The 12,256-nt window shown below is 74.6% G+C and carries 9 protein-coding genes and 1 pseudogene; 5 read left to right on the top strand and 5 right to left on the bottom strand.

Going from position 1 to position 12,256, the window contains the following annotated elements; all coding sequences use genetic code 11:
• Positions 1-211 precede the first annotated feature (211 nt).
• A complete protein-coding gene (locus tag ACFXPK_RS28945) occupies positions 212-757 on the top strand; it encodes a helix-turn-helix domain-containing protein (RefSeq protein ID WP_385004601.1) in 546 nt (181 codons plus the stop codon).
• Between the two features lie 22 nt (positions 758-779).
• Here the strand turns inward: ACFXPK_RS28945 and ACFXPK_RS28940 are convergent, their stop codons facing one another.
• A complete protein-coding gene (locus ACFXPK_RS28940; protein ID WP_385080030.1) occupies positions 780-1,829 on the bottom strand; it encodes a C4-dicarboxylate ABC transporter in 1,050 nt (349 codons plus the stop codon).
• Between the two features lie 199 nt (positions 1,830-2,028).
• Between ACFXPK_RS28940 and ACFXPK_RS28935 the strand changes: the two genes are divergently transcribed.
• Positions 2,029-2,976: a LysR family transcriptional regulator gene (locus ACFXPK_RS28935; protein WP_385004597.1), complete on the top strand. Its 948-nt coding sequence runs from the start codon at positions 2,029-2,031 to the stop codon at positions 2,974-2,976.
• A 123-nt stretch (positions 2,977-3,099) separates the two neighbouring features.
• Here ACFXPK_RS28935 and ACFXPK_RS28930 read toward each other — a convergent pair.
• From ACFXPK_RS28930 to ACFXPK_RS28920, 3 genes and pseudogenes are all read right to left on the bottom strand, one after another.
• Positions 3,100-3,777, bottom strand: a pseudogene (locus ACFXPK_RS28930) (gamma-glutamyl-gamma-aminobutyrate hydrolase family protein); the annotation flags it as partial.
• 94 nt (positions 3,778-3,871) lie between these two features.
• Positions 3,872-5,341 carry an ethanolamine permease gene (gene eat / locus ACFXPK_RS28925; RefSeq protein WP_385004595.1) on the bottom strand — a complete coding sequence of 490 codons (1,470 nt, stop codon included), beginning with the start codon at positions 5,339-5,341 and terminating at the stop codon, positions 3,872-3,874.
• 174 nt (positions 5,342-5,515) lie between these two features.
• Positions 5,516-6,247 carry a FadR/GntR family transcriptional regulator gene (locus ACFXPK_RS28920; protein WP_385004593.1) on the bottom strand — a complete coding sequence of 244 codons (732 nt, stop codon included), beginning with the start codon at positions 6,245-6,247 and terminating at the stop codon, positions 5,516-5,518.
• A 99-nt stretch (positions 6,248-6,346) separates the two neighbouring features.
• Between ACFXPK_RS28920 and ACFXPK_RS28915 the strand changes: the two genes are divergently transcribed.
• From ACFXPK_RS28915 to ACFXPK_RS28905, 3 genes are read left to right on the top strand one after another with little or no spacing between them, the layout of a single operon-like run.
• Entirely contained in the window at positions 6,347-7,711 is a 1,365-nt protein-coding gene (locus ACFXPK_RS28915) for a glutamine synthetase family protein (RefSeq protein ID WP_385080018.1), read from the top strand.
• Between the two features lie 13 nt (positions 7,712-7,724).
• Entirely contained in the window at positions 7,725-9,113 is a 1,389-nt protein-coding gene (locus tag ACFXPK_RS28910) for an aldehyde dehydrogenase family protein (RefSeq protein ID WP_385080016.1), read from the top strand.
• A gap of 5 nt (positions 9,114-9,118) precedes the next feature.
• On the top strand, positions 9,119-9,928 hold the full coding sequence (locus tag ACFXPK_RS28905; protein ID WP_385080014.1) for a 3-oxoacyl-ACP reductase: 810 nt from the start codon (positions 9,119-9,121) through the stop codon (positions 9,926-9,928).
• 114 nt (positions 9,929-10,042) lie between these two features.
• Here the strand turns inward: ACFXPK_RS28905 and ACFXPK_RS28900 are convergent, their stop codons facing one another.
• A complete protein-coding gene (locus ACFXPK_RS28900; protein ID WP_385080012.1) occupies positions 10,043-11,257 on the bottom strand; it encodes an amino acid deaminase/aldolase in 1,215 nt (404 codons plus the stop codon).
• Positions 11,258-12,256: the final 999 nt, after the last annotated feature.

The following is a 12,256-nucleotide window of genomic DNA, read 5'->3' as shown; positions in this document are numbered from 1 at the left end:
GCGGGTGAACACGCGGGTTCGGGGTCACATGTGGCCCCGTGTGTCCCCTCACGCAACACCGGGGGTGCCCCTTTCGGGGGGGGTGTCGCCTGGTCCACCACCCACCCTTCCGGCGTTTCCGTTCCGTCTCTGCCGCGCGCATCATGGAGGACAGCTCTTGTAGGGCCGTCAACTCTGAGAGGATGACGATCCGGTCGGGAGGGAGCCAGTCATGGACGACAAGGAAGCGCTCAGGGTGGGCGCCGCCGTCCGCAGGCGGCGCAGGTCCCTCGGCCTGACCCTGGCGGCGGTCGCGGGCCGCAGCGGGCTGTCCGTGCCCTTCCTCAGCCAGATCGAGAACGAACGCGCCAGGCCGAGCACCCGCTCGCTGGACCGGGTCGCCGAGGCCCTGGAGACCACCCCCGCGCAGCTCCACGCCGCCGCCGACTCCGCCCGTACGGTCGACGTCGTCCGGGCCCCGGAGCCGGGACCCGGCGTACGGCGCGTGGTGCGCGGCGGGCACCAGCTCAACGCCAAGGAGTTCACCGGCGAGCAGGACACCGGCCGGGAGTACATGCACCGCAACGACGAGGTCATGTACATCGCCGACGGCGCCGCCGAGGTGGAGGCGGAGGGCCGCGCCTACCGGCTGGAGCGCGGCGACACGCTGTATCTCTCCGGTGGCGTACGGCACCGGTGGCGCGCCACCGAACCCGGCACCCGGATCCTGGTCGTCGCCGTCGCCGAGGACGTCGACGCCACCTTCGACCGGCGCTGACCCCCCGAACGGCGGTACGGGGTCACCCGGCTCGCACCGGCTCCGGCGCGGGCGTCCCCGGCGCGCCCGGCAGGGAACCGCCGAGCAGCCCGCGCACCGTGCCCCAGGCGGCGACCGCCCACGCCGTCACCAGCACCGCGAAGAGCGCCGCCGCCAGCCACGCGAACGCCGTGAGACCGGTGTGCGTCGCCAGCCCCGCCGCGCCCGTCACGCACGTACCGACCGGGAAGGTGAAGGCCCACCACGTCATCGTGAACCGCATCCCGCGCCGCACCGCCCGCACCACCAGCGCCGCCGCCAGCGCCAGCCACAGCAGCGCGAACCCCGTCACCGGCACCCCGTACACCACGGCGAACGCGGACAGGGCGCCCGCGTACGGGGCGCCCACCGCCGAGGGCGCCATGTCCGCGAGCCGGCCCACGGCGGTGGTCGACTGGCCCAGCGGCCCCAGCACCAGGAACAGCGCCGGGGTCAGCGCGAGCGGCGGCGGGCCGTGCGACACCAGCCGGGCGAGGACCAGCGGCAGCATCGTCAGCGTGGCCAGCAGACTCAGCCCGAACAGCGCGTAGCAGCCGTACAGCAGCGCCGCACGCCCCTGGCCCGCCGGGAGGTACGGCACCAGCGAGGGGCCCACCGCCGCCGAGACCATCGGGGCGACCAGCGGCAGCAGCCACACCGGCGACGCGTCCCGGAGCGCGGGACGGTGCCGTACGACCATCAGGTACGGGATCCCCACCGCGACCACGAGGGCGAGCAGCGTCCCCGCGCCGAACAGCACCGCGGCCACGGCGAGCGCCGCCCCCTCGCCCAGCACGTCGCGGCCGACCGCGAGCGTCGCCGCGCCGACCGCCAGCAGCGCCATCGGGGGACAGCCGTAGAACGGCGCCACGGCCGGATCGAGGAGATGGGCGCGCGCCTGGTCGCGGTGGTGCAGCCAGTGCCCGGCACGGGCGCCCAGGACGGCGGCGAGCGCCACCGCCGACAGCGCCCACACCGCCACCCAGAGCGGTCGCGGCCCCGGCGGCGCCGGCGGGAGGGCGGCGCCCGCGGTCGCGACGATCGCCGTGCCCATCACCGGCGCGTACCACTGGGGCCCGAGCGGGCGCAGCGCGGAGCGCCGGGCGCCGGGCCGGATCCCCCCGACGGAAGGGCCGGAACGGCCAGGACGGTCGGGACGGACGGGGTGCGCGAGGACGGCCATGAGCCCAGCGTTCCGCCCGGCCGGGGCCCCCACCAGTCCCGCTCTCCCTATGAGGTCATAAGCTGGACTTATGTCCGAAGACCCGCTCGCCGCCCCGCTCTCGCACCGGGTGCCCGACCTCGGCGCGCTGGAGCTGCTGCTCGCCGTCGCCCGGCTGGGCAGCCTCGGCCGGGCCGCCCGGGAGACCGGGATCAGCCAGCCCGCCGCGAGCAGCCGGATCCGGGCGATGGAGCGGCAGCTCGGGGTGGCGCTGGTGGACCGCTCGCCGCGCGGCTCCCGGCTGACCGACGCGGGCACCCTGGTCACCGACTGGGCGCGGCGGGTGGTGGAGGCCGCCGAGGCGTTCGACGCGGGGGCGCAGGCGCTGCGCGGCCGCAGGGACTCCCGGCTGCGGGTCGCCGCCAGTATGACGATCGCCGAGTATCTGCTGCCGCGCTGGCTGATCGCGCTGCGCCGGGCGCGCCCCGACACCGCCGTCTCGCTGCACGCGGGCAACTCCGTCGCCGTCGCCGAGCGGCTGCTGAGCCATGAGGCGGACCTCGGCTTCGTGGAGGGGCCGGCGGCGCCCGAGGGGCTGGACTCCGCGGTCATCGGCCATGACCGGCTGCTGGTGGTCGCGGCGCCCGGCCATCCGTGGGCCCGCCGCCACGCCCCGCTGGACCCGGCCGAGCTGGCCGGGACACCGCTGATCCTGCGGGAGCCGGGCTCCGGCACCCGCCAGGTGCTGGACGCCGGGCTGAGCGCGTACGGCGGTCCGGCCAGGCCCCTGCTGGAACTGGCCTCCACCACGGCGCTGAAGGCCGCCGCCGTCAGCGGGGAGGGCCCCTGCGTGCTCAGCGAACTGGCGGTCGTGGAGGAGCTGGCCGCGCGCCGGCTGGTCCGGGTGCCGGTGACGGGCGTACGGCTCCGGCGCGACCTGCGGGCGGTCTGGCCCGCCGGTGCCCGCCCGGCCGGTCCGGCGCGCGACCTGCTGTCACTGACGCGCGGCGCCGCCCCGGACCCGTCCGGCGGACTCTGAGGCGGCGCGCTCCGGGACGGCTCCCGCGCGCGCGGAGGCGGCGCGTCCTGTGGTGGCGTTGCCCGAGGCGGCGTGGACCGATGAGGCGTGGTCCGATGCGGCGTGGACCGACGCGGCGTGGACCGAGGCGGCCCGGACCAGCCAGGACATCACCCGGGTGTCCTCGTCCATCTCGGGGTGCCACTGGACCCCCAGCACCGGTCGCGGGTCCGGCAGTTCGACCGCCTCGACCGTGCCGTCGGCGGCGAACGCCGAGACGGTCAGCCCGGCGCCGAGCCGGTCCACCGTCTGGTGGTGGTGCGTCGGCACGGCGAACTCCTCCGGTACCAGTGCGCCGTACCGGGTGCCCGGCACCGGCTTCACCGGGTGGCTGCCGAAGGAGCCGACGACCGGGGAGCTGTGCCCGTCCACGTGCTGGACGAGGGTGCCGCCCAGCGCCACGTTGAGGAGCTGCATGCCCCGGCAGATCCCCAGCAGCGGGGTGCCGGAGGCGAGCGCCGCCTCGATCAGGGCCAGCTCCCACGCGTCCCGCTGCCGGGCGGGCGGCCCGGTGCGGGGATCGGTCGCGGCCCCGTACCGTACGGGCTCCACATCGGGACCGCCCGCGATCACCACCCCGTCGAGCCGGGCCACCAGCGCCGCCGCCGCGTCCGGTCCATCCGGCGGGAGCATCACCGCCGTACCGCCGGAGCGCTGCACGAGCCGGGGATATCCGGCGGGCAGCAGCGCCGCGGGCAGCTCCCAGACGCCCCACGCGGTGGACTCCTCCAGATAGGTGCTGATGCCGATGAGGGGCTTCACTGTGCCTCCGTGCGGGTGGTCCGTGTGCCAAGGGTGCGAGTGGTAGTGGTAGAGGCGCCGCCGGTACGGCCGGTCGGCGCGCGGCCGGGCGCCGTCAGCCGCGTTCGAGTTCGGCCTCGGCGGCGGCGAGCGCCGCGAACTCCTCCTCGGGCGCCGCCGCGACCAGCCGGTGCCGACTGTAGAAGGTGAAGTAGGCGAGAGCGACGACATAGACGCCCAGGGCGATGAACGCGGCGTCCTTGTCGACCAGGAAGGTCGCCACCAGCGCGGAGAGCGCGAGCACGAAGGCGACGCCCGAGGTCAGCATCCCGCCGGGGGTCCGGTACGGGCGCGGCAGACCGGGCTCCCGGCGGCGCAGCACGAGGTGCGAGAGGGCCATCAGGGCGTACGAGATGGTCGCGCCGAACACCGCCACGTTGAGCATCCGCCCGCCGTCGCCGGTGGACGCCGCGAGCGCGAAGCCGATCGCGCCGGGGATGAGCAGACCCGAATAGGGGGCTTTGCGGCCGCTGGTGAGGGAGAGGAATCGCGGTAGATACCCGGCGCGGGAGAGGGCGAAGAGCTGCCGGGACCCGGCGTAGATGAGCGAGAAGAAGGAGGCGACGAGACCGGCGAGACCCGCGTAGTTCACGAACCGGCTGAGGGGGGTCGGGCCGCCGTCCCCCTGGAGTGCGACCACCAGCGGGTTGCCCGCCTCCTGGATGGCCGCCGACCCCCGGGCGCCCGTCGCGGCGAAGAAGGTCAGCAGGGCGAGGAGCACCAGCACCCCCATGGAGATCGACAGCGCCTTGGGCATCGAACGCACCGGGTCCTTGGCCTCCTCGGCGGCCAGCGGCACCCCCTCCACACCCAGGAAGAACCACATGCCGAACGGGAAGGCCGCCCAGATGCCCAGCACGCCGTACGGCAGCCAGGAGGAGGAGCCGAACGCGTCCGGGTCGACGGGGATGTCGTCGAGGCCGCCTGCGTCGAACTCGGTGAACGCGCCGACCGCGAAGATCAGCAGCGCCGCCACGGCGACGGCGGTCACGACCAGGCTGAAGCGCAGCGCCTCGCCGACGCCCCAGAGATGGATCCCGATGAAGATCACGAAGCAGGCCAGATAGACCGGCCAGCCGGCCGTCAGACCGAAGAGATGGAGGGACTCGACATACTCGCCGATGAAGATCGAGATCGCGGCCGGCGCCAGGATGTACTCGATGAGGATGGCCGTGCCGGTGAGAAACCCGCCCCAGGTGCCCAGCGCGCGCCGCGCGAAGCCGTAACCACCGCCCGCCGTGGGCAGGATGGCGGACAGTTCGGCGAGCGAGAAGACCAGACAGGCGTACATCACCCCCATGAGGAGCGTGGCGATGGCCAGACCGCCGAAACCGCCCTCGGAGAGGCCGATGTTCCATCCCGAGAAGTCCCCGGAGACGACATAGGCGACGCCCAGCCCGGTGAGCAGCAGCCAGCCCGCGCTGCCGCGGCGCAGCGCGCGCCGCTTGAGGTAGTCGGCCGCCGGGGGAGCGGCGCCATCCGCCACGGCGGCTGGTGGGGTGCGCGAGTCCGTGCCTTCGGACATGATCCGCTCCTGCCTCGGGGTAATGGTGTGGGGCCATACCATTGCTGTCGCGACGACCCCGCGCAAGACCCGTGCGTTAAACGGCTGTTACGGATCGGCGCCACGGCGGACGGGTGCCGCCTCGGCCGGGACGCAGACCGGGACGCCGGCCGGGACGGTACGGTGCGCGGGCGCTCAGGCCAGGAAGCCGCGCAGCAGCGCCGCCGTACCGCCGCAGTGCTCGCGCGCGATCTCGCGCGCCCCGTCCGCGTCGCCCTCCAGCACCGCCCCGACCAGGGCCGTGTGCTGCCGCTGCGAGTGCTCCAGGTTCCGCACCAGCAGCGGGATGCAGTCCAGCAGATCGTTCACCCCCGCCCGTACGGCCGCGTACTGCGCGGCCAGCGTCGCGGACCCGGACAGCTCGGCGAGCGTGAGGTGCAGCAGCGTGTCCAGCCTGCGGTACTCCGCCAGCGGCGCCTCGTGCGTCGCGGCCAGCGCCGTACGCAGCCGCCCCGCCTGCTCGCCGGTCAGCCCGTGCGCCGCGCACAGCTCCGCCGCGCCGGCCTCCAGCACCTCCCGGAAGCGCAGCACGTCCTCGATGTCCACGCCCGCCACCCGGCGCCGCAGCTCCTCCTCGGCGCCCCGCGCGGGCGCGTCGGGACGGGGCCGCACGAACGTCCCGCCGTACCGGCCGCGCCGGCTCTCCAGCAGCCCCTGGTCCTGGAGGACCTTGAGCACCTCGCGCAGCGTGACCCGGCTGATCCCCAGCCGGTCCGCCAGCTCCCGCTCGGCGGGCAGCCGCTCCCCGGCCGCCACCAGCCCCAGCCTGACGATCTGGAGGATCTGCTCCAGCGCCTCCTCGAAGCCGTTCCCGGCCCGCACGGGCCGCAGTACCGGAGTGAGCGGGTCCGCGTCGGACGGGTCCATCGGCTCGTTCCTCCTCGCCACGTCGCCGTTGCCCCTTCCCAACCAAAGGTCGTCAGGCATACCTTATGCCTTCCGGCTGACCGAAGGAGGAGCAATCCCGTGGCAGACCGCACACCCCCGCTCTCCGTCGAGGAACTGCGCGTCCTCGTCGAGACCGGTGAGATCGACACCGTTGTCCTGGCCTTCCCCGACATGCAGGGCCGGCTCCAGGGCAAGCGGTTCGCCGCGCCCTTCTTCCTCGACGACGTCCTGGAACACGGCACGGAGGGCTGCAACTACCTCCTCGCCGTCGACACCGACATGAACACCGTCGACGGATACGCGATGTCCTCCTGGGAGCGCGGCTACGGCGACTTCGCCATGCGCCCCGACCTCGCCACCCTGCGCCGGGTCCCCTGGAACGAGGGCACCGCCCTGCTCGTCGCCGACCTCGCCTGGCACGACGGCTCACCCGTCGTCGCCGCGCCCCGCCAGATCCTCCGCCGCCAACTGGAACGCCTGGCCGGACACGGCTACACGGCGCACGTCGGCACGGAGCTGGAGTTCATCGTCTTCAAGGACACCTTCGAAGAGGCCTGGGACCGCGGCTACCGCGACCTGACCCCCGCCAACCAGTACAACGTCGACTACTCCGTCCTCGGCACCGGCCGCGTCGAACCCCTGCTGCGCCGGATCCGCAACGAGATGGCCGTCGCCGGACTCACCGTCGAATCGGCCAAGGGCGAGTGCAACCCCGGCCAGCACGAGATCGCCTTCAAGTACGACGAAGCCCTCGTCACCTGCGACCAGCACGCCGTCTACAAGACCGGTGCCAAGGAGATCGCCTCCCAGGAAGGCGTCTCGCTCACCTTCATGGCCAAGTTCAACGAGCGCGAGGGCAACTCCTGCCACATCCACCTCTCGCTCCAGGACGAGCACGGCACCAACGCCATGGCCGGGGACGGGCCCGGTGGCATGTCCCCCGTGATGCGCCACTTCCTGGCCGGACAGCTCGCCGCGCTGCGCGACTTCTCCTTGCTGTACGCGCCCACCGTCAACGCGTACAAACGCTTCCAGCCCGGCTCGTTCGCCCCCACCGCCGTCGCCTGGGGGTACGACAACCGCACCTGCTCGCTGCGGGTGGTCGGCCACGGCCGGTCCCTGCGCTTCGAGAACCGGCTGCCCGGCGGGGACGTCAACCCGCACCTCGCCGTCGCCGGACTCGTCGCGGCGGGCATCCACGGCATCGAGAACGAACTGGAACTCCCCGAGCCCTGCTCCGGCAACGCCTACGAGGCCGGGTACCCGCACGTCCCCACCACCCTCGCCGAGGCCGCCGCGCTCTGGGAGAACAGCCCCATCGCCCGCGCCGCCTTCGGCGACGAGGTGGTGGCGCACTACAGCAACATGGCGCGCGTCGAGGTGGACGCCTTCAACGCCGCGGTGACCGACTGGGAGCTTCGCCGCTCCTTCGAACGTCTGTGAGGAACGACCACCCGTGAGGAACGACGTGCAGGACCACCACGCCGCCGTACACCAGATCCTCAACCCCGCCACCGGGGAGACCATCGCGGCGATCGCCGCGACCACCGTCGAACAGGTCGACACGGCGGTACGGCGCGCCGCCGCCGCCCAGCGCGGATGGGCCGCCGCCGCCCCGGCCGACCGGGCCCGGCTGCTGCGCCGCTTCGCGACCGTCGTCGACGCCCACACCGAGGAACTGGCCCGGCTGGAGGTCCGCGAGGCGGGCCACACCATCGGCAACGCCCGCTGGGAGGCGGGGAACGTCCGCGACCTCCTCGACTACAGCGCCGGGGGAGTGGAGCGGCTGACCGGCCGCCAGATCCCGGTCGCCGGGGGCCTCGACATCACCCTGCTGGAACCGCTCGGTGTGATCGGCGTGATCGCCCCCTGGAACTTCCCCATGCCGATCGCCGCCTGGGGCGCGGCCCCCGCGCTCGCGGCGGGCAACGCCGTCCTCCTCAAACCCGCCGAGACCACCCCGCTCACCGCCCTGCGGCTGGCCGAACTCGCCCTGGAGGCGGGGCTCCCCGAGCATCTCCTCCAGGTCCTGCCCGGCGCGGGCGACGTCGCGGGCAACGCGCTGGTCGAACACCCCGGCGTCGCCAAGATCGTCTTCACCGGCTCCTCCCGGGTCGGCCGGCAGATCCTGGCGAAGAGCGGCGCCCTGATGAAGCGCGTCACCCTCGAACTCGGCGGCAAGAGCCCCAACGTCGTCTTCGCCGACTCCGACCTCGAACAGGCCGCGGCCTCCGCCCCGATGGCCTTCCTCGACAACGCGGGCCAGGACTGCTGCGCCCGTACCCGCATCCTCGTCCAGCGCTCCGTCCACGACCGGTTCCTCGAACTCCTCGCCTCCGCCGTCGCCTCCGTCGTCGTCGGCGACCCCGCCGACGAGAAGACCCAGATGGGACCGCTGATCTCGGAGCCGCAACGGGAGCGCGTCAGGGCGTACGTCCCCGAGGACGCGCGGGCCATCCGGGGCACCGCGCCCGAAGGACCCGGCTTCTGGTTCGCGCCGACCGTCCTCACCGACGCGGCCCCGGACTCCGCGGTCGCCACCGAGGAGGTCTTCGGCCCCGTCGCCGTCGTCCTGCCCTTCGAGGACGAGGCCGACGCGGTCCGGCTGGCCAACGCCACCGACTACGGCCTCGCCGGATCGATCTGGACCCGGGACGTCGGCCGCGCCCTGCGGGTCTCGCGCGCCGTCGCCGCGGGCAATCTCTCCGTCAACTCGCACAGCGCCGTCCGCTACGGCACCCCCTTCGGCGGCTACAAGCAGTCCGGACTCGGCCGGGAGCTGGGCCCCGACGCCCTCGCCGCCTTCACCGAAACCAAGAACGTCTTCCTCAGCACGGAGGTCTGAGCGCCATGACCACTCCCGCGACCGACCCGACCGCCCCGGCGGACATCGTCTGCCGCCGCCTCGTCGGCCGTACCGCCGTCATCACCGGAGCCGCCAGCGGCATCGGGCTCGCCACCGCGCGCCGCCTCGCCTCCGAGGGCGCGCACATCGTCTGCGGCGACATCGACGAGACCGCGGGCAAGGCCGCCGCCGAGGCGGTCGGCGGCACCTTCGTACGCGTCGACGTCACCGACGCCGACGAGGTCGAGGCGCTGTTCCGGGCGGCCCACGACACCTACGGCAGCGTCGACATCGCCTTCAACAACGCGGGCATCTCACCGCCCGACGACGACTCCATCCTCACCACGGGACTCGACGCCTGGAAGCGGGTCCAGGAGGTCAACCTCACCTCCGTCTACCTCTGCTGCAAGGCCGCGCTTCCCTACATGCGCCGCCAGGGCCGCGGCTCCATCATCAACACCGCCTCCTTCGTGGCCCGGATGGGCGCGGCGACCTCGCAGATCTCGTACACCGCCTCCAAGGGCGGCGTACTCGCCATGTCCCGCGAACTGGGCGTGCAGTTCGCCCGCGAGGGGATCCGGGTCAACGCCCTCTGCCCGGGGCCGGTCAACACCCCGCTGCTCCAGGAGCTGTTCGCGAAGGACCCGGAGCGGGCCGCGCGCCGGCTCGTCCACATCCCGCTGGGCCGGTTCGCCGAGGCGGAGGAGATCGCGGCGGCCGTCGCCTTCCTCGCCAGCGACGACTCGTCCTTCGTGAACGCCACCGACTTCCTGGTCGACGGCGGCATCTCGGGCGCCTACGTCACCCCCCTGTAGCCAGGACCGGCCGTCCCGTTCCGCCGTACGCAGGCGGGACGGGACGGCGCTCAAGGGCCGTCAAGGGCCGTCAAGGGCCCTTGAGGGTCCTCGTTCCTCAAGGAGTCCCGGAGATCAGAGGAAGGTACGGCCCTCGCCCCGGTACGTGGGCACCGACTCCACCACCCGGTCGCCCTCGACCAGCCGGAGCGTGTCGAACCGCTCGCACAGCTCCCCGGCCTTGGCGTGCCGGAACCACACCTTGTCGCCGATCAGCAGATCGTCGGCCGCCGCCCCCAGCAGCGGGGTCTGCACCTCGCCGGGCCCTTCCTGCGTGTCGTACCGCAGCCCCTCCGGGAGATACGGCACGGGCAGCCGGTCGGCGCCCGCCGGGCCCGACGCCGGGTAGCCGCCGCCCAGCACCGTCACCACCCCGACGCCCGGCCTGCGCACCACCGGCTGGGCGAACAGCGCCGCCGGACGGCCCGTGAACGACGTGTAGTTGTCGAAGAGCCGCGGTACGTAGAGGCCCGAGCCCGCGGCGATCTCCGTCACCGCGTCCTCGGCCGCCGTGTGCTGGACGCTGCCGGTGCCTCCACCGTTGACGAACTCCAGGCCGGGCGCGACGGTCCGTACGGCGCGCACCACCGCGGCGCGCCGCTCGGCCAGCTCCCTCCGGGCGACGGACTGCATCAGCCGGACGGCGCGCGAGCGCAGCGGACGTCCCGCCAGGGAGTCACCGACCCCGGCCACATGCCCCTCGTACGCCATGAGCCCGACCAGCCGGAATCCGGGGCGCCGCGCCACCGACCTGGCCAGCTCGGCGAGCTGGGCCGGCTCGCTCAGCGGGGAGCGCAGGGCGCCGATCCTGACCCGGCCGCCGAACAGCCGCAGCGCCGTGTCCAGTTCCAGACAGACCCTGACCTCCTCCCGGCCGCCCTCACGCGCGGCGTCGATCAGGTCGAGCTGGGCCGGGTCGTCGACCATCACCGTGACGGCGGCGGCGAGTTTGGGGTCCGCCGCGAGTTCCGCGTAGGCGGCGCGGTCGGCCGACGGATAGGCGAGGAGCACGTCGTCGAAGCCCGACCGGGCCAGCCAGAGCGACTCGGCCAGCGTGAACGACATGATCCCCGCGAAGCCCTCCCTGGCCAGCACCCGTTCCAGCAGGGCACGGCAGCGCACCGACTTGCTCGCCACCCGCAGCGGCTTGCCGCCGGCCCGTCGCACGAGGTCGTCGGCGTTGGCGTCGAAGGCGTCGAGATCGACCATCGCCAGCGGCGCGTCGAGGTGGGCGGTCGCCCGGTCGTATCGGGCGCGATCGGTGGCGCGCGGGGGCGGGAACGGAGTCATGGGCCGAGCTTGCCAGACCTCATTACCGCGCGGTAGGGGGATGATCTGGGCAGATCACCCCGGGGCTTCCCGGACGTTCCCGCGGGGTGCTCCCCAGCCCGTAGAGTGGCGCACACACCGCGTCGAACGGGCCTGTGCCGTACGGCCGGTAGAGGTGTGGGGCGGTTCAGGTCCGCATGGTTTCCCAGGGGGTCGGATGAGCACGGAGGCACCACGGGCTCCCATCCCTCCCCGCCCCACGGCGCCCCCGCGCGTACCCGCCCAGACGGCCGCCCGCGACCAGGACACCCCGGAGACCGCGCCGCCGCCGTCCGGGGACACCGCCGCTGCGGCGCCCGCCCAGGCCCCCGAGTCCGCGCACCCGGCTCCCGGCGGGGCGCCCGCCGGCGCACCGTCCCCGGTCCTGCCGTACGGCGACGTACGGTTCACCGCCGGGGGCGGGCTCACGCCGTACGGGCCCCGGCCGTCGGGCGGCGGATACTTCAGCCGCGGCCCCGCCCCCACCCCGCCCCGGCCCGAGGCCCCGGCGCCCGCCGGGCCACTTCCTCCGGCCGCCGCCCCGGCCCCGGTCCCGGCACCGAAGCCCGCACCGGCCCCGGTGGCCGAGCCCCCCGCCACCCCGGCCACGGGGACGGCCGACCGTCCCGGCCAGGACACGAGCGCCCCCGCCGCGCCGAGCCCCGCGCCCGCGGTTCCGAGTCCGGCCCCCGAGCCGAGCCCCGCGCCCGCCGTCGTACCCCCGCCTCCCGCGCCCCGGAGCCCCGCCGGGCCGCCGCCGAGCGCCCGGCCTCGGTCCGCCGCGCCGGTGCGGACACCCCCGCCGCCCGCCGTGCCGCCCGCCACCGCGACGCCCTTCCCCGCGCCGCCCGCCGCGCCCCCGAGCGCGGCCCCGCCCCCGGCCGCCCCCGGCCCGGCGGCCGGCCGTCCGCGTCCCGGGGCCTCCAACCCCCCCGACCCCCCCCCCCGCCGGGTCGCCGGCGCGCGCGCCCCCGACCCCCC

This window comes from Streptomyces sp. NPDC059142 (genome assembly GCF_042755665.1).
Lineage (GTDB): Bacteria > Actinomycetota > Actinomycetes > Streptomycetales > Streptomycetaceae > Streptomyces.
This window is presented reverse-complemented; position numbering and strand designations above follow the sequence as displayed.

Coding starts and splice junctions, on each gene's coding strand:
- ACFXPK_RS28945 (WP_385004601.1), top strand. CDS start 212: ATGGACGACAAGGAAGCGCTCAGGGTGGGCGCCGCCGTCCGCAGGCGG.
- ACFXPK_RS28940 (WP_385080030.1), bottom strand. CDS start 1,829: ATGGGCACGGCGATCGTCGCGACCGCGGGCGCCGCCCTCCCGCCGGCG.
- ACFXPK_RS28935 (WP_385004597.1), top strand. CDS start 2,029: ATGTCCGAAGACCCGCTCGCCGCCCCGCTCTCGCACCGGGTGCCCGAC.
- eat (WP_385004595.1), bottom strand. CDS start 5,341: ATGTCCGAAGGCACGGACTCGCGCACCCCACCAGCCGCCGTGGCGGAT.
- ACFXPK_RS28920 (WP_385004593.1), bottom strand. CDS start 6,247: ATGGACCCGTCCGACGCGGACCCGCTCACTCCGGTACTGCGGCCCGTG.
- ACFXPK_RS28905 (WP_385080014.1), top strand. CDS start 9,119: ATGACCACTCCCGCGACCGACCCGACCGCCCCGGCGGACATCGTCTGC.
- ACFXPK_RS28900 (WP_385080012.1), bottom strand. CDS start 11,257: ATGACTCCGTTCCCGCCCCCGCGCGCCACCGATCGCGCCCGATACGAC.